Source organism: Bacillus sp. FSL W8-0640, assembly GCF_038007725.1.
In the GTDB taxonomy this organism is placed as follows: domain Bacteria; phylum Bacillota; class Bacilli; order Bacillales; family Bacillaceae_G; genus Bacillus_A; species Bacillus_A cereus.
The window spans coordinates 1,236,739-1,260,358 of the sequence record NZ_JBBOXT010000001.1 but is presented as its reverse complement, the minus strand read 5'-3'; the positions used below and the strand labels follow the sequence as shown (position 1 = coordinate 1,260,358).

Below are 23,620 nucleotides of genomic sequence, written 5' to 3'. Positions count from 1 at the left end.
CTCTTTTTTAAGTTTCATAGCTTTCTATTATGTATGAATAGAAAATATATAACATAAACAACATAGATCCACAGCTTATTATACTAAGCAATACATAAAATCCCCACTCTAAGTTCAAAAACAATGAAAACAATATGCCCCATGCCATCACTTGAAAAATCCGTCTACTCACTAAACGAATTTTTTGTAATTTAATTGGGTCTTTTTCTTTTTCTTTTTCTTTGCCTTTTATGTTCTTAAATTCTTTACTCAGCATAAAAAGAAACATACTAATCCCAATCGTTAATCCTGTTTGAAAGGATATCACCTTCCTAAAATTAATAAAGAGGATAAGCATATGAATAAACAACATAAATAACGTAATTTTCTTTATAAAGCCGCCTATAATACCATGCCCTCTTTCATTAAACTTAAATATATTATGTGAAATAATATACAAAAATCCATATGAAAAAATAATAAAACAGGGAATAAATGCTACAACAACTTGTTTACTCATAAACTCGTTTGGCTCACCATTTACATTCCAATGTACTGCCATACGATTTGGTAAATAGGGATAGAGAAATAGAGTAAGTAAAAGACAAGCGAAAAATATTCCAAGTACATACTTATATTTGATCAAGTGATTCTCACCTCTCTTTTCTCTTAACGGCTTCGCTTCTTTTAGAGAAATCCCTGCAAAAATCTACTTTTTTCAAGTTAAAACTTATACTTTACGCATTTTCTTTTTGAAATTCTTTTATTTTTTTATTTAACTTTGTAGGAAACGGCACATCAACTTCAATTGCTTCTTTCGTAATTGGATGCAAGAAATTTATCTTCATCGCATGCAATGCTTGACTGGACATATATTTTGTTTGTCCACCATATAATACATCCCCAACTAGTGGATTACCATTATGACTCATATGAACACGAATTTGATGTGTTCTACCCGTTTCTAATTGTAACGTTACGAAAGTCGTGTTTTGCTTCTTAAAATACTTTTCTACTTTATAATATGTGATAGCTTGGTCACCTTTTGGAGAAATACGACGCCTTGTAGCATGATGGCGATCCCTTCCGATAGCAGCATCAATCTTTCCTTGTTTCTTCTTTACTTTCCCTTCAACGAGCGCTGCGTACGTTCTTTTAATTTTTCTTTCCATTAATAGACGATCCATAATTGCACCAGCAATTCTATGCTTAGCAAACACGACACCACCTGTCGTATCTTTATCTAAACGATGAATATGACGCACCTTCGTCTCTAAACCTTGCATTTGAAAATGAAAAGCAACAAGATTTGCAAGCGTCCCGGTTCCACCTTTTTCAGCAGGGTGTGTGTCCATTTGCTCTGGTTTATTTACGATAAGTACGTGATCATCTTCGTATACTACATGTAATTCACCATATTCTGGATCTACACCGTACTCTTCCTCCGCAAACATATGGACTTGTAACTTATCGTTCTCTTTTAAAAGCTCATTCCATCTTCTTTGTTCCCCGTTAACCGTAACACCTTTTTCCATACGAAGCTGATGTAATAGCTTTTTCGGTATTTCCCATTCTACTTTTAATACCGATTCAATACTTATACCATTCCATTTAGCTGGAACGATAATTTCACACCATTCGCCCTTTTTCTTTGTTTCCATACTGTTTATCACCTTATTTCTATTGATTCTCTCATTGTAACGGAAAACACAATTTGATGCACTGTCAAAAATAGAGGACAGTCTTATAATAGACTGCCCCTCAAGCTCTAAGTCTTTTCATTTCTAATAATACTTCTTCAGCTTTTTGTTCATACGATAAATCTTTAAAGAAATCCGCCAACCTTTTATAATCATTGTAAGCATCTAATAAATCGTCCATCTTTTCTATTTTCATCACTTGTTGTTTTTGTTTCATTTTTACTGGATAGCGATAACCTGATACTTCTTGTATTTTGTAATACTCATCCTCTACTTGAACGACCTTTACAAGTTCTTCCTCTTCTGCATCCATCGTATACCCGTCAAATTCTCTAAGTAGTTCATAAATGATATGAGTCCATTCATCTTTTGGATAAAATCCTTTTTCTAACCGATAACCGACAATGCGATACATATGCCCATCGTTCTCGGCAAACTGTACTGTATCATTTAACTTAAACTTAAAATAACGAAACATTGCCTTCACCTACTTATTATGTAATGTTCTTATCACATACTATTTGCAAAATGTAGGCTTTGCTATTCATAAAAAATGCTCATCATATTGATGAGCATTTTTTACGATGCTTTTTCTCGTTTTTTTCGAAATGGTAACCACCAGTTCCAGTCTCCAAATAACTTCATTAAGCTTGGTACGAGCATAAGACGAATAATTGTTGCATCAAGAAATATTGCTAATGCAACGCCAAGACCCATCTGCTTTACTGGTAAAATATCAGTAAATGCGAATGCACCAGTTACAACAATCATTATTAAAGCAGCTGATGTAATGATTCTACTTGTTGAAACGAGCCCTTCTAACGTTGCTTGATCGTTATCTCCTGTTTCTTCATAGAGCTCATGAATACGTGAAATAAGAAATACTTCATAATCCATACTAAGCCCAAATACGAGGCCAAAAATGAAGATTGGTAAGACAAACAGAACCGGACTTGCTTCTAAACCGAAATGACCACCTTCAAATAACCAAACAACAATTCCAATGGTTGCACTTAAACTAAGTATATTCATAACAATTGCCTTAATTGGAATGAGTATAGATCGGAATGCAAATAATAATATAACAAAGGTCGATCCAAATATAACAGACATACCAATTACAACTTTATCTTTAATTTCATCTTCTAATTCTTGTTGAAACGTCGTCATTCCGCCTAGATAATACGTAACATCCGTTTCTTTATAGTTCTTTTTAAAGTCACGTACCCACTGTTTTGCAGTCTCTGTACGTGGTTTTGTTTTCAAAAAGATTTCTATCGTCGTCTTATTCCCTTGCGTGTATGCTTCAAATACAGGAGTTAGTTTCGCTGATTCTGGCGACTGCAATATTCCAACAACTTGATCTGCTTTCATTCCAGTTAACCCGTCGTATAAACTTCTTACTTCATGTACTTTCTTATCATCTTTTAACTTTCGAACGACTTCTTCTATCTTTTGTAGACTTTCTTTTTCTTTCATATCTTTTTTCGTCTCTACAACTAACGTAACATCAGCGTGTGTTTTGACAGTTTCATTAAATGCTTCTTCATACTTTTCATATGCAATCCTTGTATCACTCTTTTCAGGTAAAGCTTCAACACCAGGGAACTGCAAATTAGCTGTACGTAACGGTAATAAGCAAATAACAATAAATGTTGTAACAACAATAATCATTGCAATTGGATGTTTCATCACAAATTGTGCAAATTTACGCCATGCTTTTGCCGGCGTATGTGCTACTTGATTCTTTTTTAATATTCTTTTACCTATTAACGATAATAGTGCTGGAAGAAGTGTGAGTGAGAATAAAATGCTCATAATGACAACAATCATTCCGCTAATCGCGACAGATTGAATATAATCTATCTTAAAGAAAAACAAACCGGATAACCCAACAAATACGCATAATCCTGAAAATACAATCGCACGTCCTGCCGTTTGATATGTAATTGCTATCGCTTCTTTTACCGTTCGTTTAGCAACTTCCTCTCGAAAACGGTTCACAAATAATAGCGCAAAATCAATAGATAATGCAAGTCCAATCATCGGTGCAACGTTTAACACGAAAATAGATAGTTCTTTATCAACACCGATGAAATACAATATCCCCATCGTACTAATAACACTAAGCGCCCCATTCAAAATCGGTAAAATTGATGCCAAAAGACTACCAAACGAAAATAGTAATACAAGAAACGCGATTGGTAATCCAATCATTTCTGCTACTTTTAAATCATTTTGCGTTCTTTCATTAATCTCTTGATTAATTTTCGGAAATCCTGTAGGTGTTACTTTTAATGCTACATTACTTTCTTTCTCAATCTCATCAGCAAATTGTAATGTCTTTTCCATTCTTTCTTTATTTGTTTTCCCGGAAAATAAAATTGTCGCATAACCGATGTCATCTTGTAGCATTTCTTTATTTTGGATTGGGTGATGGAAAGATTCATAGCTCTCTTTCTCTTGAACATTCTTTACAATTTCATCTATTCGCTTTTTAAATTCCTCATGCGAAGCATCTTTATTTTTCTCAAAAACGAGCAGAAGCGTATCTTGAGACTTCTTAAAATCTTGATCTAAAATTTCTTTTGTTTTTTGATAGTCGCCTTCCGTTTGGAAACCGTCACCACCTAATACTCCCGGTAGCCTTGGAGCAAAAATCCCAAGTGCGATTGCGAGCAACAGTAACGCTACAATTACTGTATAACGAAACTGATACAAAAAGGCTCCTAACTTCCCCCACTTATCAACTTTATGTACGTTTGTCTTCACACATTTTCACCTACTTTAAATAATTCAATTGTCACTTATACTGTATCACATCTTGATATAAACAAAAAACGTCTGGAAAAACTATAATAATAGTTTTTCCAGACGTTTTTCTATCTCTCTTTATTAAGCCCTAATCTCTCAGTAAGTAAACGATGGTAGTAAATCGCGATAATTAACAAAATACCACCTACGCAGTAACCAGCTAAAATATCAGTTGGGTAATGTACATTTAAAATGACTCTACTTAATCCAATCGATAAAATTACTATACCCATCAAAATCGTTGTGACACATTTCCCAGCTACGCTTTTCAAATTAGCAGCAATGATATAAGTAAGAAATCCAAATGTCATAATCGATAGCATTGCATGTCCACTAGGAAAACTATATCCAAGTGCATCTAGCGCTTCATTTAATGACGGACGTTCTCTCTTTACAATCTCTTTTATCCCTTTATTCACAAGATGTGTTATTAAAATCCCCATTGGATATACAATCATCGCAGCATAATAACGCTTCTTCCAAAAAACAAGCAAACTTATAACGAGCGTAGTGACTATCCCAATTGCTGATCCCAATTTTGTAAAGTACGAGAAAAATATAAGAGAACTTTCCGTTTGTAGCCCTCTTACTAATCCACGGACATATGTATCCATCACTGTAACGCCACCTGCATGTACGCGCCAAGCAACAATACCAAATACAGCAAATAACAAACCGATACACATTACCTCATACTGATGTAACTTCTTCTTCAAACGATTTCCTCCTACTATGAAAAAATGCGATTTCTACTTTAGAAACCGCATTTCCTTACTTATTTACCTTTTGTTTTTAGCTCTGTCCAGTAACGATCATAGTCTTTTAACTTATCGTCTACATCAACAAGCCATTCTGTACGATCTAACTCTTCTTTCGTTAAGAAAATCATGTGATTATCACGGTATTCTTTACTATGAAGAGGATGAGCTTTTTCATTTGGATTACTGTAACCAATTGACTCGTAGTTTTTCACACTTACTTTTTCATCTAGTAAGTAGTTCATAAATTTCTCAGCAAGCTCTTTATGTTTTGCACCTTTTGGAATTGCTAACGTATCAGCCCAAATTGTGCCGCCTTCTTTCGGTACAACATATTCTACATCTTTATTATCTTTTGCGATAAATGCTGCATCTCCAGACCAAACTGTTCCGATCCAAGCATCTTCTGTAATGAATTTTTGTTTAATGTTATCTGTATCAAATGCTAATAAGTTTGGAAGCAGCTTCTTTAAATCATCTGCTGCTGTCTTTAATTGTGCATCGTCTTTCGTACTGTTTGAGAACCCGTGCTTCTTAAGACCCACTCCTAATACTTCACGAGAATCGTTCAGTAACGTTACATGTCCTTTATATTTCTCATTCCATAAGTCCGCCCAGCTTGTAGGTGCTTCTTTCACATACTTTTTATTGTATGCAATCCCTGTTACACCCCAAGTGTACACTAAAGAATATTTATTCTCTGGATCAAACGCAGGTGTTTTGAAATTAGAAACCATATTTTCGATATTCGGGATATTCTTTTTATCTAACGGCGCTAATAAGTCCATTTTCGCCATTGTTTTAACCATGTAATCAGACGGCTGGATTAAGTCATACTTTGCGCCACCAGCTTGTAATTTCGCAAGCATTTCTTCATTACTTGCGTACTTGTCATAGTTAATTTTCACATTATATTTCTTTTCAAAATCTTTTAGCACTTGCTCATCAAAATTGTCAGCCCAGCTATAAATATTTAATTCTTCTTTCTTTTCACCACAACCAGCAAGCACACCAGCAACAAGGCTAAAACTAATTGCTGCGCCAGCTATTCTTTTCATTAATTTCATCGGTTTATTACCCCCTTGTACTTTCTATATCGTTCGTATTATAAAGGAAGGTGTCCTCCAGAGTTTTCTTCACCATCTGCACCTTTATTCCGGAAGATTTCAGATAGAACCATTAATCCTACGATAGCAACAATTAAAATTGTAGAAAGAGCATTGATTTCTGGTGATACTCCGCGCTTAACCATACTGTAAATGTATAGTGGCAATGTTGTTGATCCTGGTCCTGATACGAAGAAACTAATTACAAAATCATCAATTGATAATGTGAATGTTAATAATGCTGCCGAAATAACTCCCGGTGCAATTGCTGGGAACGTTACATAACGAAACGTTTGCCAAGGCGTTGCTCCTAAATCATTTGCAGCTTCTTCTAAGTCACGTCCCATACTTGAAAGACGCGCAGCTAAAATAACAACAACAAACGAAATACTAAATGTAATATGTGCAATAATAATCGTTGTTTGTCCAAGTTCCATTCCTAACTGGCTGAAAAGAATTAGTAAAGATAATCCCATTAAAATATCAGGAATTAAAATTGGTAAATATACAAGGCCATTAATAGCCCCTTCAAAACGATATTTATAACGATGTAAAGCGATTGCAAAGAATACACCAAGTACCGTTGTCACAATCGTTGTTATAACTGCAATCGTAATACTATTTACAAATGCATCAATAACATCTTGTTTTTGAAATAAATCTGTATACCAATGGAATGTAAAACCTTCCCACTCCGCATTAATGCGAGAGTCGTTGAAAGAATAGACCATTAAAACCATCATTGGAAAATACAAGAATAACAAAATTAACCAAGAATAAGAAACTAAAAACTTCTTCATCTTTGCCTATTCCCCTCCGTTCTCATTATATTTATATACTTTCGTTGCACGATAATATAAGTAAATTAACAGAACAGAGAATAGAACAACGATAATCGATAACGCAGATCCAAACGGCCAGTCACGTGCACCTAAGAATTGATTTTGAATAACGTTTCCAATTAATGCTACTTTCGATCCGCCCATCACGTCTGATACAACAAACATTCCGATAGAAGAAACGAATACTAAAATAGAACCAGTCGCAATTCCTGACATCGTCATCGGCACTGTTATATTCCAAAATGCCTTTATTGGTGTTGCTCCTAAATCATAAGCCGCTTCTAGCTTACGCTTATCCAACTGCTCAATTGCTGCATACACTGGTAAAATCATAAATGGTAATAAAGAATAGACCATTCCGAGTATTACAGAAGGAGTATTATATAATAAATTTAACGGTTCACTAATAATGCCAAGCTTTAATAACAACGTATTCACAAGACCTTGTGAACGTAAAATAACAATCCATGCGTATGAACGAACAAGAAAGTTAATCCAAAACGGGATCGTTGCCAATAATAAAAGAATAGAGCGGTATTTGCGGTCAACAATTGTAATTGTATACGCAAACGGATAACCAATTAATAAACATATTACTGTTGTAATAACTGCAATTTTAACAGTTTCCCATAACGTTCCTAAGTATAATGGATCAAACACACGGGATATATTCTCCAGCGTAAATTGCATTTCTACTGTCCCGTAAGCTCCGCGCTGCATGAAGGCGAATCCTAATACGAATACGAGCGGGATTAGGAAGAAAATTAACAGCCACGCGACTGTAGGTAGTGCGAGTAATTTCCCTTTTTTCAATTTAAGGTCACCTCGTCCTCTTGCTCCCAGCCTACATATACATTATCTCCAATGCTCCACTGTGCTGCCTCTTCAGCAGTTTGATATGCCATTAGTAATTCTGATGTTTTCTCATCACGTACATAAAGCTTCTCCATATTTCCGACAAACTCGATATCTTCAATATGTCCAAGATGGTATTCTTTTAAAATTGACTCTTCAACCGAACGTACTTTTACATTTTCAGGGCGAATTGCTACATAGCCTTCCCCGTTTTTCACAATATTATTTTCACCGATGAATGTCGCAACGAACAATGTTTTCGGCTTATTGTAAATTTCTTTCGGTGTTCCGATTTGTTCGATATGTCCTTTATTCATAACTACAATACGATCGCTCATGCTCATTGCTTCTTCTTGATCGTGCGTTACGTATATGAACGTAATTCCTAAATTACGTTGTAAGTTTTTCAATTCACGTTGCAAGTCTTTTCGTAACTTAAAGTCAAGCGCTCCAAGTGGCTCATCTAATAGTAATACACGCGGATTATTTACAATCGCTCTTGCAATTGCAACACGCTGCTGTTGTCCACCAGAAAGCTTCGCAGGTTTACGATTACGGAACTCAAGTAACTGCGTTAAACGCATTGCCTCTTCAGCACGCTCTTTCTGCTCTGCTGCTGATACTTTCTGCATTTTCATACCAAAACAAATATTCTTCTCTACTGTCATATGTGGGAATAGTGCGTAATGTTGGAACACTAGGTTCATATGACGCTTATATGGCGGCAAATCGTTAATTCTTTCATCATCTAATAAAAGATTCCCTTTAGTTGGAGTTTCAAATCCTGCGATCATACGAAGTAACGTCGTTTTCCCGCAGCCACTCGGCCCTAAAATTGTTAAAAACTCTCCCTCTTTAATATCTAAAGAAAGAGGTGGGATAATCACTTGATTTCCAAAATGTTTTTCAACTGCTTCAACTTTAATAATCTTTTTCATTTTCCCGTCCTATCTACCTTAAATTTTAAATTTTTATATTCATGAATAAATATTTATGTTCTATAGACTATTTTTTGTTTCGATCCAAACAAAAATGGTTATTTAGCAAGCGTTCGTTTCTATTCTTTATGTAGTATGTTTGATTCATTTTCGCCTGATACATAACGTCGAACAGAAAAACCCCTTCCATTGCGAAGGGGCTATTATCATACGGCTACGCCTACTGATAAACACCATCATCATTTTAACAACTTTCGTATGAATTTTAAAGCACTTTTTGTAGAAGAGTAACGAATTTTCATGTCGAATGCTGTAGATTGGGCTAAAATGCTTTTATAATGTGAAAAAGTCCGAAAACTTTCTTTCCCATGATAACCCCCTAATCCACTACTTCCAACACCCCCAAAAGGTAAATATGGCGTAGCAAGGTGATAGACAACATCATTAATACAGCCTCCACCATATGAAATATTACTCGTCACTTTCTTTTGTACTTCTTTATCTTCAGAAAATACATATAACGCTAACGGCTTCGGATGTTGCTGGATTGTGCCAATTACATTTTCTATATTGTCGTACTCTATGATTGGTAAAATCGGACCAAAAATTTCATCTTCCATAACAGCATCTTGCCATGTAATATCCGCTAGTACTGTCGGTTCAATATGTAAAGTATCTTTCTCATAGTTTCCACCAATTACGACTTGACCATCTTGTAAGAATCCACATAATCGTTCAAAATGACGCTCACTTACAATACGCACGTAATTTTCATTTTGTAAAGGTTCTTTACTATACTGCTCTGTAATTTCATGTCGCAGTGCCTCAATTAGCTTTTCTTTCACGGAAGAATGCACGTACATATAATCAGGCGCTACACACGTCTGCCCTGCATTTAAAAACTTACCCCAAACAATTCTTCTTGCTGTCATCTCTATCTTTGCATCTTTATGTACAATACAAGGACTTTTCCCGCCAAGTTCTAAAGTGAGCGGCGTCAACTGTTTCGCTGCTGCTTCCATTACAACTTTTCCAACGCCAACACTACCAGTAAAGAAAATATAATCAAACGGTTCCTTCAGCAAAGATGTACTCTCTTCAACGCCACCTTCTACTACCGCTACAAGCTCTTCTGGGAATAATTCATCTAACATTCTCTTAAGCACTTTTGAAACGCTTGGCGTTAACTCTGACGGCTTTAAAACGATTGTATTTCCAGCTGCCAGTGCTCCTACAAGTGGTGCAATTGCTAATTGAAAAGGATAGTTCCACGGTGCAATAATAAGCGTCACACCATACGGTTCTGGCACTACTTTTCCTTTTGATCCAAAATGAGTAAGTGCTGTTCGAACTCGTTTCGGTTTACTCCACGATGACATATGTTTCAATTGAAAGGAAATTTCTTTTAATACATATCCAACTTCCGTTGTAAACGACTCGTGAACTGACTTATTTAAATCTAATTTCAATGCCTGAAATATTTCTTCTTCAAAACGCTGAATGCCTTCATAAAGCTTCTTCAAATTATTCTTTCTCATTTCGATGCTTCTCGTATGCCCTTTTAAAAAATATTCCTTTTGCCTACTTACAATAGAGGAAATACTCATTCACTCACCTTCTCCCACTATTTTTATCCAATTCTTTCATTATTTATATAAACTTCATATATAACAAATTTCTATTCTTAAGGTTACATTATATATGACTTTTTCAGCTATATAAAATTCATTGCTCACAAAAAAACTACCGAAAGAAAATCTCTCGGTAGTTTTACAGTATTAACGATATAAACGAACAGCACCTGCAGAATTATCATCAGCTTGTCCTACTACTTCAAATTTCAAACCAAGCTTCGGTAAAATACGTCCTGCATCTGGAATCTGTTGATTAATATACGTTTTAGAATCATCAAACTTCGGTACGCCTGCTAAGCCATCATACGTAAATGTTCCACGCGTTGGAGATACGACTTTCCAAGCTGGCGTTTTGTCAAATGAAAACGCTGCATCAGCGATTTGGAATCGTGTACTACTCTTAACTGTTGGTTTACCATTTAAAGTACCAACAATTGCTTCTGGATGAGAATCAACTACACCAAGGAAACCGTGTCCTGGATGTACACCAACCCAGTTATCTGTATAAGCTGAATCTGCATACCATACAACCATACCAGTGTTAAATACTGGACCGCGAGCAAATTTCAACGCGTTATCTGCCCCAGCATAGTTTCTCCACTCAACATAGTAGTTATGTTTTTTCTTCTCTGTTCCGTTAGATACAACGAAACCATCTAATTTTAATTGTGGTGTACCTTCTGCGTCATCAGAGAATACTACTTTACCATCTACTGTTAATGAAGCATTATCAAGAGCGAATCCATTTAATGCTAAACCACCATCAGTAATGTAATCAAATGTTAATTTTACTTTCTTGCCTTTGAATTGACTTAAATCATATGATTTGTCAATCCATTTTCCATTTGTCGAATCTGCATTTCCACTATTTGCTTTCTCACCAAGTCTTTCAATTAACGTTTGTTTACCATCTTCTGTTACAGCGTGTACTTCAAGGAAATCATAACCTGCTTCAATCTCATATAATGACTTGAAATCAAATTTTGCATTCGTTGCATTCGTTAAATCGAACAACGGTGTTTCCATCTTCGTATGAAGATCGTCACCTTTTGTGCTGTAGTAATACTGTTTTCCAAATGCTGGCTCAATTGTTTTAACATCTTTATCTGGTAAGTTAACACGGATCATACCTGGTCTTGCTGATTTCGTAACACTTTGATCCAAATATGTCGCTAGACCGATACCTTTATTTAATTTCTCGTAATCTACTTCTACGATATTTGCCCAGTTACCACCGATTGTTTTTTGGAAAAACTCTTTATTTTGTGGTGAGAAACTCGTTGGCGTCGTTCCAGCGATTTTACCAGCCCAGCTTCCGCCACTCATAATAGACCAAGCTTCAATCGGCTCACCTTGACCACTATATTGTGTATCGTACTCATCTGGAAGACCTAAATCGTGACCATATTCATGTGCGAATACACCAACTGCTCCATCTTCTGGTTCAATTGTGTAGTCGAATGCTGCCATCTTTCCACCCCAATATGGTACTTTCGCTTGTGTACCTTCAATTGGGAATGGCTTTGGTCCAACTGTCCAACGGTGCGACCAAATTGCATCATCGCCTAATTTACCACCGCCTGCTTCTTGTCCAACACCCGCATGAATAATCATTAAGTGATCGATTAAACCGTCTGGTTGATTTTTATTCCCATCACCATTTACATCGTATTGATCAAATTGGTCGAACTCTGATAAATCAATACCACTATCTACAGCTGCTTTTAATGCATCTTTTACTAAATCACGTGGCCCTTTTGGTCCTTTATTATCATGGCCGCCGCTAGCAGCATCTGCACCGTAATCAGCAGCTTTACCAGGAACTGTTAACCATTTTGTAACTGTTCCGTCTACAGTATAACTACCACCAGATTGCTCTTCGTAATATTGTTTAAACGTTTCAATTTTACTTCCATCATCTAATGTGAATGGCTCGTTGCCGAATAACATTTTTTCATAGTGTTCTTTATTAAAATCGTTAGAATACATATATCCAGGCTCTTTGTCGATATTATTATGTTTAAAGTCAGCGTACTCTACAAGTAAAACGAGTACTTTGTCTTTACGAACTTCACCGTTATAGTCTTTTTGTTTCGCTGGAGAAGTTGGTACTTTACCATTTAGACCGCCTTTAACTGGGCCTGTTGCTGCAGGTGTGCCTGTTGCTGGTTGATTTAATTTTTCTTTCGTGTCTGCTTTCGCATCTTTCACTTTCTTTAAAAAGTCGGATGCATCTTTCGTAAGTTGGTCCCCATTCGCTGCTTCTTTCCCAGGATTTTCACCCTTTTTGTTCTCTACATACTTTTCGACTGCTTTCTTTGTTTCTGTCTCTGAAGCCTTCGAATCAATTACCCCACGTTTTTTTAATGCATCTGCTAAACGTTCTTCCGGAATTAAATGATCATCAACTGGGCTCGTAGCTGTTTTATTCACAGGCGTTTCAGCATATGCAGTTTGAGTGCCAGCTCCGAATGAAAGGCCTAATACAGCTGTCAATGCGATTGATGACAAAACTTTGAACGGTTTCTTGTTCATCCCTTATTTCCTCCCCTAATAAATAATATGTATTACAAATTGAATTTTATTAAAAATTCAATATTTTTTCAATATTTAGTCATATTATGTAATGTTTTTAATATATTTGTAAAAATTTCATAGTTAGCATACGAATATATCACAATTCAACAATGTTTTCTGAAAATATTGAAAGTTTTTATCGAACAATTTATAATTTCCATAGAGGGAGTTTAATGGGGATTTTATCTTTGTTTCATCTACACAATATTTGATAATTCACTATATAAAACACAAAATCGGATTTCATTATCATGTATTCTGTAGCAGCAATTATGACCGATAATTAGGGAGGAATTACATTTGTACAAAGATAAGACAGACGCACTGGATCAAGAATGGATTGATTTAATACTTGAAGCTCTAGATGCCGGTATCGCCATGCAAGACATCGAGCAATTTTTCCAACGTATGAAGCCATCCAGTCAGGCTCAATAGGTTTGTTCTTTTTAACGAAGTTTATGTTATAATAATGACATCATAAGACAACTACATATTGATAGAAAGGTGCGCAAATATGATTGGAGAACGTATAAAACGCCTTCGTTTACAAAAAGGGATTTCATTAACTGAACTTGCCGAAAAAGCTGGCGTTGCTAAATCTTACATTAGTTCTATAGAACGAAATTTACAAAAAAACCCTTCCATTCAGTTTCTTGAAAAGATCGCAGCAGTTCTACAAATTCCAGTTGATACTTTACTTCATGATGAAACAACAAAGGAAACTAACCTAGACTCCGAATGGACACAACTCGTTAAAGATGCAATGAACTCTGGTGTCTCCAAAGAACAATTTCGTGAATTTCTTGAATTTACAAAGTGGAAGCAAAATCAAAAATAATAATAGAAAGAAGTGCTTACAACCAGCACTTCTTTTTCTTTATAAAAAAAAGCGGGAATACCCGCTTTTTTTATTATTTTTCTTCCCCAGCTTCTTGGTTAGCATTGAATGTCCATTCTAAATTCAATGTATCACCTTGGAAGATATTTTGGTCTTTTCCATCATCTACAAATTCAAATTGTACCCATAGATAATCCTCTGTACCAGCTGCTAATCCACCCTTTTCTCCCCACTCAGGAGCAAAGATATCTTTAGCTAAAAGATCTGGATCAACTTTTTGTAAGTCTGCTAAAGTTGTTTCGTATACAGGCTCACTTTGTTTATCCCAGTTCCAAAGGAATTTTACTTTAACGTGCTTACCAAAGTCTTCACCAGCATTATCACCTTTTGCATCTTTAACAGTATACTTTGTTGCTAATTTAACGTCTTTAATAGTTAACGAACCGCTGTTTTGTAATAAGAACTCTTTCTTAACAGAATCCCCTGGTTTTAAATCTTTAATATCTACAAGCGTCTTAGGGTTTAATGTAAGGTCTAACGTCCCAGCTGCAAATGTATTGTTTGATACTTCTTTATCGCTAAAGAATGCAAATGTTCCTCCACCAATTAAAGCTAACCCCAATGCTGCTGATGCAACTCCCATACCTAATTTCTTTTTCAGACTCACAATCAATTCCCCCTAGCTTTTTTTTATATTTTTATCACTTATTTTTCAATAAGAGATGTAAAGAAAACTATATTAGCTTAGCTAATATGTGTTCTTTTTTAAAAACCTTATGTTCATTATAACGAACAACCCTATATAAACACAACACATATTTATTAATATTTTCAGTTATTTTTATTTCTCAATATCATTTAGACTTTTCAGAAAAAAACAATGATAATTTATAACTTTTTTCACACTCAAATCATTTAATACTATAAGAAAAAAGAAAAACAAAGAGGTGAGGGCTAACGTTCCCTCACACTCGTATAAATATTACTAGTCTTGCTTATTCGTTCACTCTCTCTTATACCACATTCTTGTTTTCCGGCTGTTTCACTAAAGCAGTTACTCCGCTTTCTTTTGCTCTTCTAGCTTTTTCTGTTCTTCCGCTTTCTTCTGCTCTTCTAGCTTTTTCTGTTCTTCCGCTTTCTTTTGCTCTTCTACTTTCTTCTGTTCTTCTACTTTCTTCTGTTCTTCTACTTTCTTCTGTTCTTCTACTTTCTTCTGTTCTTCTACTTTCTTCTGTTCTTCTGCTTTCTTCTGTTCTTCTACTTTCTTCTGTTCTTCTGCTTTCTTCTGTTCTTCTGCTTTCTTCTGTTCTTCTACTTTCTTCTGTTCTTCTGCTTTCTTTTGTCCTTCCGCTTCAATTGCAACGTTTAATTGTTGCTGAAGAGCCTGAATTTGCTCATCAATAGCTTTCAAGCTAATTTCTTTCTCAATATAGTCACGCTTCTCTTTGATACTGCGGAAGCCTTCATTTACATATATGGACACTTGCTGCATCGACTCATCTTTATTTACCTTTAATTCTTCTTGTATTTGATTGTAAGGAGCTTCTATTTCAGTATATACATTTTGCAGGGCTTCCTTCTCAGCAACAATTTTCTCACGCCCTTGTTGCCATACAGAAATCGCCTGTTTTATTTCTTCAATAGAAGTTGCTTTCGATTTTCCCTTCATCGTTCCATACTCACGCTCAATAAACTGTTTATGTTTCTCAGATTGCTCTTTTAACGTATTAACTGTTTTCGGAAATATAATTGCTGTAGAAAGCGTCGCTTCTACTTTCGTTTCATGAATGAACGCCGCTTCTGTATGCGTCATAATTTGAGATCCTAAATAAAACGTAATAGAACACATACACGGCAATATAAGCATCTTTTTAAAATTACGCGGTCTTTTCAGCATCTTAATCTCTCCCATCGAACATTACGTTCTTTATACAGAACATTATCTATATTATAGTAAAGAACTATTAAAATTGATAGACAAATACTAGAAAAATAGAAAAAGGGCTATCCATGTGATAGCCCTTTTTCTTATTATCTTTCTTCACCTGCTGTTTGTTGTGCATCAAACGTCCAATTTAATTGTAACTTATCGCCTTGGAATTGATTTTGATCTTTTCCATTATCAACGAACTCAAATTTCACTTTGAATTTATCAGATTTACCTGCTGAAATACCTTTTTCATCCCAGAACCAAGCCGATAAATCATTATCTACAGCTGTAAGTGTGTCACCTTTTAATTTATCTAAAGTAGTTTGTTTCACAATTGTCTCATGCTTATCTACATTTTTTAAGAATGTTACTTTAATATGTTTACCAAAATCATCTTTATTGTCTTTCTTTACATCTTCTACATTATAATCTGTTTTCAGTAGAACCTTTTTAATATTTAAAGAGCCTTTATTTTCTAGTTTAAATTCTTTTTCAATTGTATCCCCAGGTTTTAAATTCGATACGTTAACAACTGTTGATGGATTTAATGCTAAATCCAGTGTTCCAGCCGCAAATGTATTATTTGACACTTCTTTATCACTGAAAAATGCAAATGTTCCTCCACCAACTAAAGCTGCTCCTAATACTGCTGATGTAATACCCATTCCTAATTTTTTCTTTAAAGTCATGTCCATATCCCCTTAATATATATTTGTTAACTTCCTAAACGGAAAGTATAACCAAACGAACTAGACGGATTGTTCTACTTTTTTATCTTTCTTTTCTCCGTCAATGCTACGAATAGCACCAAAAATAGAAATTGCGGAATACCCAAGTAAAAAGACTCCTGGAATAATAAGAAGTAATGCTGCTCCCGCTTTTGAATTCGCATAATTCAGTAAATAACCAACATACGGAACTGTAATATCTGCATACTTTCCAACTACATTTTCTGCAAGTACTGGCTCTAAATCTGGTCCGTTGTTGTTATCCCCTTTTGTTTCATACATTACTTTTCCATTTGTATCTTTCACACCGGTAATACGGTGAGTGATAATTTTTTGATCTTTCTCTTTAAAGGTAATAACATCACCTTTTTGATATTTAGAACCATCTTTGTTTGGTTCTATTGCAATGATTGATCCTGTTAAAAACGTCGGCTCCATTGATCCTGAAAGAACGCTCTTAAATTGATATCCCATCACTGTCGGATCACCACCGCTTGCTTTTGAAGAAATAACTACAAAAGCTAAAAAAACCATCAATGCAAATAAAACAAATGAGATCGCGTTGCTAATTATCTTCCATATTAATTTCATCGTCTCTCTCCCTCTCCGTTGTTTTATATTATTTGAAGTATGCAATATCCACTTGCGTTCTTTAACAAGAACACAAGTAAATGATATAACGAACTTTAAGTTATTGCAATAAGAAAATTTACAATTATTAGTTATTTAAAATATAGAAAAAAGACTGTGCCAAAATTTTACACAGTCTTTTTATTAGTAATTTATTTACCTTCTGATTTCATTCCTTTTGTATTTCGGCGCAACACTACATATAAAATTGCTCCAAATAATATAATCGCACCTATCCCAACACTTATTACTTTCACATTTGAGTCTTTTACTTCAGGCATAGTTGTATCTTTTTTAGGCATCGTAAAAGTGACATCTTCTGTTGAAAGAACATTTACCGTCGCAATTGTTTGATTATTTTTCGTAATATCAACTGCACCAACTACCTCACCACGATGTATTCCTTTATGATATAAAGATTCTTTATCTAATGAAGCCGCCCGGAAAATAGTTTTCACATTTTTCCCTTCATCTTTCTTAAGCATAAGCTCCGCACTTTGTTCCAACTCAGAATTAACATCTTTATTTAAATATGTTGTTTTTTGATGCCAATTATGTTTATCAAGCACCATTTGCTTCGTAAATTGACCGAAAGAATATTCCGCCATCTGCTTCAAATCTTCATAAATTTCAGGTCTTTGAGAAGCCATTACTACGCTTATAATACGATTTCCATCTTTCTCATTTAATAAAACAAGTGTATTACGTGCTTCATTCGTAAACCCTGTCTTACCGCCAATGCTATATGGATTTTCAAAAAAATTAGATTTATTAAAAATAGACACCGTCTGCCTAGACGTCGTAACTGTCGTTCTTTTCGTATTCATCGCTTGTAAAATTTCAGGATACTTTTGCACACCCTTCGTAATCATAGCCATATCATACGGCGTCGTATAATGGTTCGGATCATGCAATCCATTCGGTGTTACAAAGTGGCTATCTTTCGCTCCTAATTGCTTCGCTTTCTCATTCATCATATTAGCGAAATTCTCAACACTCTCGCCAATCCGCTCCGCAATCGCATACGACACATCATTCGCACTCAGCACCATTAAAATCATAAGCGCAGTATTTCTATTAATTGTCTCTCCAGGTTGAAACTCAATTTGATAATTACTCTTCTCTTGATCTAATGCTAATTGTGAAAATGTAAATTGATCCTCTGGCTTTGTATGCTCCATGAGTAAAATCGCTGTTAACACCTTCGTCGTACTAGCAGGATATGCTCGGTGATATGCGTTTTTATCATACAAAACATCTCCTGTTTTCGCATCAATTGTCGTTGCAAACTGACTAAAAACATTCGGTCCTTCCGCAGGTGGTGGTGCAACTTGTTCTGGATTTACTCCAATATTCGTCTCAGCACGCAATGTTATGGGCGTCAAAAAAAACGAACAAATAACTGTAATAAAAACCAAAATTTTCTTAAAATTTACCATATGACTCTCCCTTTTCCATTTACTCCTTAACAAAATAATAAATCTACCAATCATATGTAATTTGTATTATATTGGAAGAAATTTCACTATTTTTTACTATATCATACTTTTACGATAAAGAACATAAATATACAATAAAAATAAGAAGGAATTACTCTTTCTTATCCTTCTCATCAATCAACGAATCTATTAACTTTTGACTAGCTTCCTCGGGCGTAATCTCATCTGTTATTCCCATAAACGACCAACCTTTAGAATCAACCCACTCAACAAACTCTTGTAAAAATTCATCATGTGTAACATCCACATCAAGAATCGATCCATTAATCGAAATCGTTCTATTTTTAGACACGCGCATCTTGAACGTTTTTCTTACCATTACAACTTTTCTCCCTCTACTTCTGAATATTTATAAAGTGAAACTTTCATCAACCCTCACGAATCGGACTTTTACGGGCATTCCGACCCGAACCTAACTTCTTTACTTTTGCTGAATTTCGAGGTAAGGGATCTTACTGCCCGCAAATAGCGAGATAAAATAATCATGTATCTCTGTTATACATGATTTTCAGTAAATTGTAAAAAGGATATATTGGCCAATTGGCATATTGAAACTGAAAATCTATCATTCTGCAAAAATATCAAATGATATGTAATTGTTCATAAATGACTAAATAGATTCACATAAAAATAAAACAACTTACATTTTACCACACCAAATACAAATGACTTTCTTACAATGGAATGGAGTATACTAGAAGAAAACTTAAAATGAGGAGGAACCTCATGACGCGTTGTACGTATTGTAAAACGAAGTGGACAATAAAAGATGTATGGGCAATACTCGTGACATTTGAAAAGGATTGTCCGTATTGTTTTATGAGACAATATCTATCAAAGAAAACGGTGAACGCTATGCCAGAACTTATAAGCTTACCTTTACATTTCTTACTCCCTTTTCTTGTTGATTTGAGTGCTGAAGGTCCTTTGGATTGGTATCGTAAATAATATAACCACTACATCCAAAGACTACTTTCTACTGAATTCGCTTCTCATCATTATTCCTTCATACATTACTAGCATAATCGCTTATACTTTCCCTTTTGAAGATTCTGTAGCTCAGCAGGAAGAGCGTCCCCTGAACAAGGTTTATCAATTATGACTTTAATAAACGATGATATATGCATACTGTTAAGCATAAAAAATTAGCATTAAGTTCCACTCAAATATTAATTGAAACCCAACACTCCATTTAATCTGTAATCTAGAATACAAGCAGTGTTTTTTATTATGCATTTTTGCATACAGTATTATTTTCTCTTGTAAATAGATAATAATGTTATATAATAAAACCAACGTTTTACCAATAAAAGGTAATAAGAAGTAGTGGAATAAGTAAATAACCAAAGCGTATTAACAGATTTGTTCTATGTAAATCATGATACATATATGGAATCAAAACTATGAAATTTTATGTAGTGATTAGATTACTACAAGATGAAAGATTCATAGCGAATACACTTAAGGAAAAAACGTTCCATTAGATTAATGTGATATCTATCGAACGAATTGAGAGTATACTTAGGGGGAATTTCAAGTGAAAACATTTGGTAAAGTATTATTAACTGGCGCATTAGCTTTAGGCGGTTTAACGGTTATGAACATTGAAACACCAAAAGCACATGCTGACGAATGGGATGGTTGTCATTACATTTGTGGTCCTGGTGAAACGGTGAACGGTGTTACAGTTCAGGTACACTCTACACAAGTTACTTTTGGTAACAGCGTAATTGCAAGAATTACAAATGACCGAGCTGAAGAAATTCATTACAATGTCAGCCTTGAAAAGAAATATGGCGATAGATGGGGAGAATTTGAAACCAACTTCCGTTGGCAAAATCAATGGGTCCCAGCTGGAAGCAATGATGAAATTGCAACTTTCACAGGATATGGCGATGATATTTATGAGGATGGAACATATCGTTATAAAGTCGAAATAAAAGGCGCTGACGGTTCTATTGATACAATTTACACAGCAGGAATGACAGTTACAGGACGATAGCTTATGAACAAGCTCCATTATTTATGATTGTATTTTTGAAAATATCATTGATAATTGCGTTGATATTATTATTAAAATAAGCTCTTTGGGGCTTATTTTTTTATACAAAAATTAGAATATGAATATTCAGAAAATTACACCTTTACACCATTAAAGTTTGTTGCTATTATAGGAATACATCAAATGTTACAATACTCAACAAATTGTACAAATTCTCCGATTACACGAATGAAATGAAAATACATTGCTGATGGTAACATTTATAGTTGGGATCCCGTAGCTCAGCAGGGAGAGCGCCACCTTGACAGGGTGGAGGTCGTGAGTTCGAGCCTCTCCGGGGTCATATGAAAAACCCCTTGATAGTCAAGGGGTTTTCTTTATGTAGCAAATAAATGATTATTATTAAAACTAAATTTTTCCCTACTTCTTTTCTCCATTTTGGAGAAAGACATAAATTATATTAATTATCGCTCTACGTTGTTCGCTAGAACTCGATTCTTTACTCTCTTTTGGGAGCTTTTTAAAATTCTCTTTGAAAAATAGCCTAATACAGCAATTTTTATATTTATTTATATAAATTTCTCAACAAAAAAGATCTACACAGTTTAACTATGCAGATCTTTGTAAATTTAAGTTTAGAAATGAATAGACGAATCCTATTTTTGCCCTAATTTGATTGCCTTTTTGATATTACTAAATGCACCTTTACCATATATTAATACGCCACCGCGGTAAACACGACTCGTTAAACCAATCATCATACATATTGTTGCAATTAGAATTGCTAATGCAAGCGCAATCTCCCATACTGGGATATTGAGGAATCCAATTCGTACAAGCATAACAATAGGAGTGAAGAAAGGTACATAACTAGTAATGGTAACAACCATGCTGCTTGGGTTTGACATTCCATAAATTGCTATATACAAAGCAGCAAGTAACATAAACATCAGCGGCATAACAGCTTGAGAAGATTCCTCTATACGCGTAATGATAGAGCCAAATAGACAAGATAATGAGCCATATAATAAGAATCCTAATGTGAAGAATAGAATCCCATAAAACACTAGAGTTGGAGCAACAGAATTTAAATCAATACTATTTAAAATATCATTTTTCGAATCATTAATTGCTGTTTTATATCCAACAGTTGCGACCAAGCCCCAAATTATGATTTGCGTAATACCAGCCAATAATGTTGAGAATAGCTTCGCATATAAATGTTTGGTAGGCGAAATACTTGAAACAACTAACTCCATAACACGAGAAGATTTCTCTGTTGCAACATCTGTTGCTAATTGTGCAGCATACATTAATATCATTAGATAATTTAGCATGATAAAGACATTAATTAAAATCCCTACACCCTCAGTATGTTCTCCATCTTTAACCTTATCTGAAACCGTTTTGGTATGAATTTCTACTGGCGTTGTTAACACCTTTAATTCATCTTGAGATAGATTCAATTGCTGGGCGAAATTAGAAGATTGTATTTGAGATAAAATCGTTTGAACCTTGCTAACATCTTGCTGATTTACATCCGTCTCAGTTATATACGTAGCCTTTAATTGTTTATTATTCAATTCCTCTACAACGATTGCATATGTATAATCACCATTTTTAACACCTGATTCTGCTTTTTGTTTATCCGTGCTACGTTTAACTTGTATCTTACTATCGACATTTTTAAACACTTGATGAATGGTTGAATATAATTCTTCTTTTTCTGTAACAACAACAACTTGATCGTCCTCGTTACCTGCAAACAAGTTATAAATCTTGTCAAAATTCATCAATCCTATAATTAACATAGAAACTATTATTGTAATAGCAAAATATGATTTTGATTTCACTTTAGATTTATAGTTTTGTAAAAAAATTGTCCAGAAACTATTCATTTTGTGCACCTACTTTCGCAATAAAGATATCATTTAATGTAGGCTCTTCTACTGCAAACTTTTTAACATACCCTAATTTTGTTATCTCTTTAAATAAAACATGTGAAACTTCTTCATATGAAATTTTAAGAGTAACTGCATTTTTACGTTTCTTCATACTTTCTACACCTTTTATTTCTTTCAAATGGTCAAAGTTATGATCGCCAACGATTACAACGTTCTTTTTACCAAAATCACTTTTAATTTTGGTAATGTCACCCTGAACAACAGGTACACCTTTGTGCATAATACAAATGTGTTGGCATAACTCTTCCACATGTTCCATACGATGTGAACTAAAAAGAATTGACGACCCTTGTTTTTGCATATCAAGAACAGCGTCTTTTAACATTTCAACATTTACTGGGTCTAAACCACTAAATGGTTCATCTAAAATTAAGAGTTCAGGCTTATGTATAATCGCTGTTATCAGCTGGATTTTTTGCTGATTGCCTTTAGAAAGTTCTCCTACCTTTTTGTTCAGATGCTCAGTAATATTAAAACGCTCCAGCCAATAGTGAAGTTCTTTTTCTGCATCTTTACTTTTCATGTTCTTTAGTTTTGCAAAAAAGTTAACTTGTTCTTTGACAGTCATTTTCGCATAAAGACCACGTTCTTCTGGTAAATACCCAATTTTATCTGTAACACCATAATTTATAGGTTTACCATTCCATGAAATGGTCCCACTTGATTTCGATAAAAGTCCAAGTATCATTCGAAATGTAGTCGTTTTACCTGCTCCATTCCCGCCCAAGAATCCAAATATTTCACCTTTTGGTATCTCGATATTCAAATTATTCACTGCAATATGCTCGTCAAATTTCTTTGTTAAATCTTTAATTAGTAAACTCAT

General features: G+C 34.7%; 23 protein-coding genes and 1 tRNA gene. 5 read left to right on the top strand and 19 right to left on the bottom strand.

From position 1 onward, the window contains the following. Positions 1 to 7 precede the first annotated feature (7 nt). The 11 genes from N2V80_RS06555 to inhA1 all read right to left on the bottom strand — a co-directional run bounded on the left by N2V80_RS06555 (position 8) and on the right by inhA1 (position 13,161). On the bottom strand, positions 8 to 625 hold the full coding sequence (locus N2V80_RS06555) for a DUF1648 domain-containing protein (RefSeq protein ID WP_000598998.1): 618 nt from the start codon (positions 623 to 625) through the stop codon (positions 8 to 10). A gap of 91 nt (positions 626 to 716) precedes the next feature. Next, positions 717 to 1,640, bottom strand: a complete 924-nt coding sequence (locus tag N2V80_RS06550) for an RluA family pseudouridine synthase (RefSeq protein ID WP_000448320.1) — start codon at positions 1,638 to 1,640, stop codon at positions 717 to 719. Between the two features lie 100 nt (positions 1,641 to 1,740). Next, entirely contained in the window at positions 1,741 to 2,157 is a 417-nt protein-coding gene (locus N2V80_RS06545; RefSeq protein ID WP_000490301.1) for a hypothetical protein, read from the bottom strand. Between the two features lie 101 nt (positions 2,158 to 2,258). After that, positions 2,259 to 4,451, bottom strand: coding sequence for an MMPL family transporter (locus tag N2V80_RS06540; protein WP_048568808.1), 2,193 nt, complete (start codon positions 4,449 to 4,451; stop codon positions 2,259 to 2,261). Positions 4,452 to 4,561: 110 nt separating this feature from the next. Then, entirely contained in the window at positions 4,562 to 5,209 is a 648-nt protein-coding gene (locus N2V80_RS06535) for a phosphatase PAP2 family protein (RefSeq protein ID WP_000727790.1), read from the bottom strand. Positions 5,210 to 5,268: 59 nt separating this feature from the next. Further along, a complete protein-coding gene (gene potD, locus N2V80_RS06530) occupies positions 5,269 to 6,318 on the bottom strand; it encodes a spermidine/putrescine ABC transporter substrate-binding protein PotD (protein WP_000772485.1) in 1,050 nt (349 codons plus the stop codon). Positions 6,319 to 6,356: 38 nt separating this feature from the next. Further along, positions 6,357 to 7,157, bottom strand: a complete 801-nt coding sequence (gene potC / locus N2V80_RS06525) for a spermidine/putrescine ABC transporter permease PotC (RefSeq protein WP_000714192.1) — start codon at positions 7,155 to 7,157, stop codon at positions 6,357 to 6,359. A 6-nt stretch (positions 7,158 to 7,163) separates the two neighbouring features. Further along, entirely contained in the window at positions 7,164 to 8,012 is an 849-nt protein-coding gene (gene potB / locus N2V80_RS06520; protein ID WP_000715500.1) for a spermidine/putrescine ABC transporter permease PotB, read from the bottom strand. Next, positions 8,009 to 8,992, bottom strand: coding sequence for a spermidine/putrescine ABC transporter ATP-binding protein PotA (potA, locus tag N2V80_RS06515; RefSeq protein WP_000720336.1), 984 nt, complete (start codon positions 8,990 to 8,992; stop codon positions 8,009 to 8,011). The genes potB and potA overlap by 4 nt, the downstream gene beginning before the upstream one ends. 239 nt (positions 8,993 to 9,231) lie before the next feature. Then, positions 9,232 to 10,599 (bottom strand): aldehyde dehydrogenase, encoded by a 1,368-nt coding sequence (locus N2V80_RS06510; protein WP_000028382.1) that lies wholly within the window; start codon positions 10,597 to 10,599, stop codon positions 9,232 to 9,234. Between the two features lie 171 nt (positions 10,600 to 10,770). Next, positions 10,771 to 13,161 (bottom strand): M6 family metalloprotease immune inhibitor InhA1, encoded by a 2,391-nt coding sequence (gene inhA1 / locus N2V80_RS06505; RefSeq protein WP_061654697.1) that lies wholly within the window; start codon positions 13,159 to 13,161, stop codon positions 10,771 to 10,773. Between the two features lie 342 nt (positions 13,162 to 13,503). Here inhA1 and N2V80_RS06500 point away from each other — a divergent pair, with 342 nt between their 5' ends. After that, on the top strand, positions 13,504 to 13,638 hold the full coding sequence (locus N2V80_RS06500) for an anti-repressor SinI family protein (RefSeq protein WP_000276219.1): 135 nt from the start codon (positions 13,504 to 13,506) through the stop codon (positions 13,636 to 13,638). Between the two features lie 79 nt (positions 13,639 to 13,717). After that, complete coding sequence (locus N2V80_RS06495; protein WP_000578885.1) at positions 13,718 to 14,041, top strand: helix-turn-helix domain-containing protein; 324 nt, start codon at positions 13,718 to 13,720, stop codon at positions 14,039 to 14,041. A gap of 73 nt (positions 14,042 to 14,114) precedes the next feature. Here N2V80_RS06495 and calY read toward each other — a convergent pair whose 3' ends face one another. From calY to N2V80_RS06465, 6 genes are all read right to left on the bottom strand, one after another. Beyond that, complete coding sequence (calY, locus tag N2V80_RS06490; RefSeq protein WP_000053713.1) at positions 14,115 to 14,708, bottom strand: biofilm matrix protein CalY; 594 nt, start codon at positions 14,706 to 14,708, stop codon at positions 14,115 to 14,117. Positions 14,709 to 15,095: 387 nt separating this feature from the next. Then, positions 15,096 to 15,938, bottom strand: coding sequence for a DUF4047 domain-containing protein (locus N2V80_RS06485; RefSeq protein ID WP_340979565.1), 843 nt, complete (start codon positions 15,936 to 15,938; stop codon positions 15,096 to 15,098). Positions 15,939 to 16,072: 134 nt separating this feature from the next. Next, positions 16,073 to 16,660, bottom strand: a complete 588-nt coding sequence (locus N2V80_RS06480) for a CalY family protein (RefSeq protein ID WP_000172854.1) — start codon at positions 16,658 to 16,660, stop codon at positions 16,073 to 16,075. Positions 16,661 to 16,720: 60 nt separating this feature from the next. After that, complete coding sequence (sipW, locus tag N2V80_RS06475) at positions 16,721 to 17,290, bottom strand: signal peptidase I SipW (protein ID WP_000767794.1); 570 nt, start codon at positions 17,288 to 17,290, stop codon at positions 16,721 to 16,723. A 191-nt stretch (positions 17,291 to 17,481) separates the two neighbouring features. Next, the gene (locus N2V80_RS06470) at positions 17,482 to 18,768 is read right to left on the bottom strand and encodes a D-alanyl-D-alanine carboxypeptidase family protein (protein WP_061654699.1); all 1,287 of its coding nucleotides are present in this window, start codon (positions 18,766 to 18,768) and stop codon (positions 17,482 to 17,484) included. Between the two features lie 151 nt (positions 18,769 to 18,919). Next, complete coding sequence (locus tag N2V80_RS06465; protein ID WP_000251856.1) at positions 18,920 to 19,147, bottom strand: hypothetical protein; 228 nt, start codon at positions 19,145 to 19,147, stop codon at positions 18,920 to 18,922. A 407-nt stretch (positions 19,148 to 19,554) separates the two neighbouring features. On the opposite strand from N2V80_RS06465, the gene N2V80_RS06460 reads away from it, so the two are divergent. From N2V80_RS06460 to N2V80_RS06450, 3 genes are all read left to right on the top strand, one after another. Then, the gene (locus tag N2V80_RS06460) at positions 19,555 to 19,776 is read left to right on the top strand and encodes a hypothetical protein (protein ID WP_000196288.1); all 222 of its coding nucleotides are present in this window, start codon (positions 19,555 to 19,557) and stop codon (positions 19,774 to 19,776) included. Between the two features lie 589 nt (positions 19,777 to 20,365). Continuing rightward, positions 20,366 to 20,830: a hypothetical protein gene (locus N2V80_RS06455; RefSeq protein WP_000846655.1), complete on the top strand. Its 465-nt coding sequence runs from the start codon at positions 20,366 to 20,368 to the stop codon at positions 20,828 to 20,830. A 270-nt stretch (positions 20,831 to 21,100) separates the two neighbouring features. Next, positions 21,101 to 21,173 (top strand) — tRNA-Val (locus N2V80_RS06450). A gap of 313 nt (positions 21,174 to 21,486) precedes the next feature. On the opposite strand, the gene N2V80_RS06445 is transcribed toward N2V80_RS06450, so the two are convergent. Then, positions 21,487 to 22,728 carry an ABC transporter permease gene (locus tag N2V80_RS06445; protein WP_001084160.1) on the bottom strand — a complete coding sequence of 414 codons (1,242 nt, stop codon included), beginning with the start codon at positions 22,726 to 22,728 and terminating at the stop codon, positions 21,487 to 21,489. Then, complete coding sequence (locus N2V80_RS06440; RefSeq protein ID WP_061654700.1) at positions 22,721 to 23,620, bottom strand: ABC transporter ATP-binding protein; 900 nt, start codon at positions 23,618 to 23,620, stop codon at positions 22,721 to 22,723. The genes N2V80_RS06445 and N2V80_RS06440 overlap by 8 nt, the downstream gene beginning before the upstream one ends.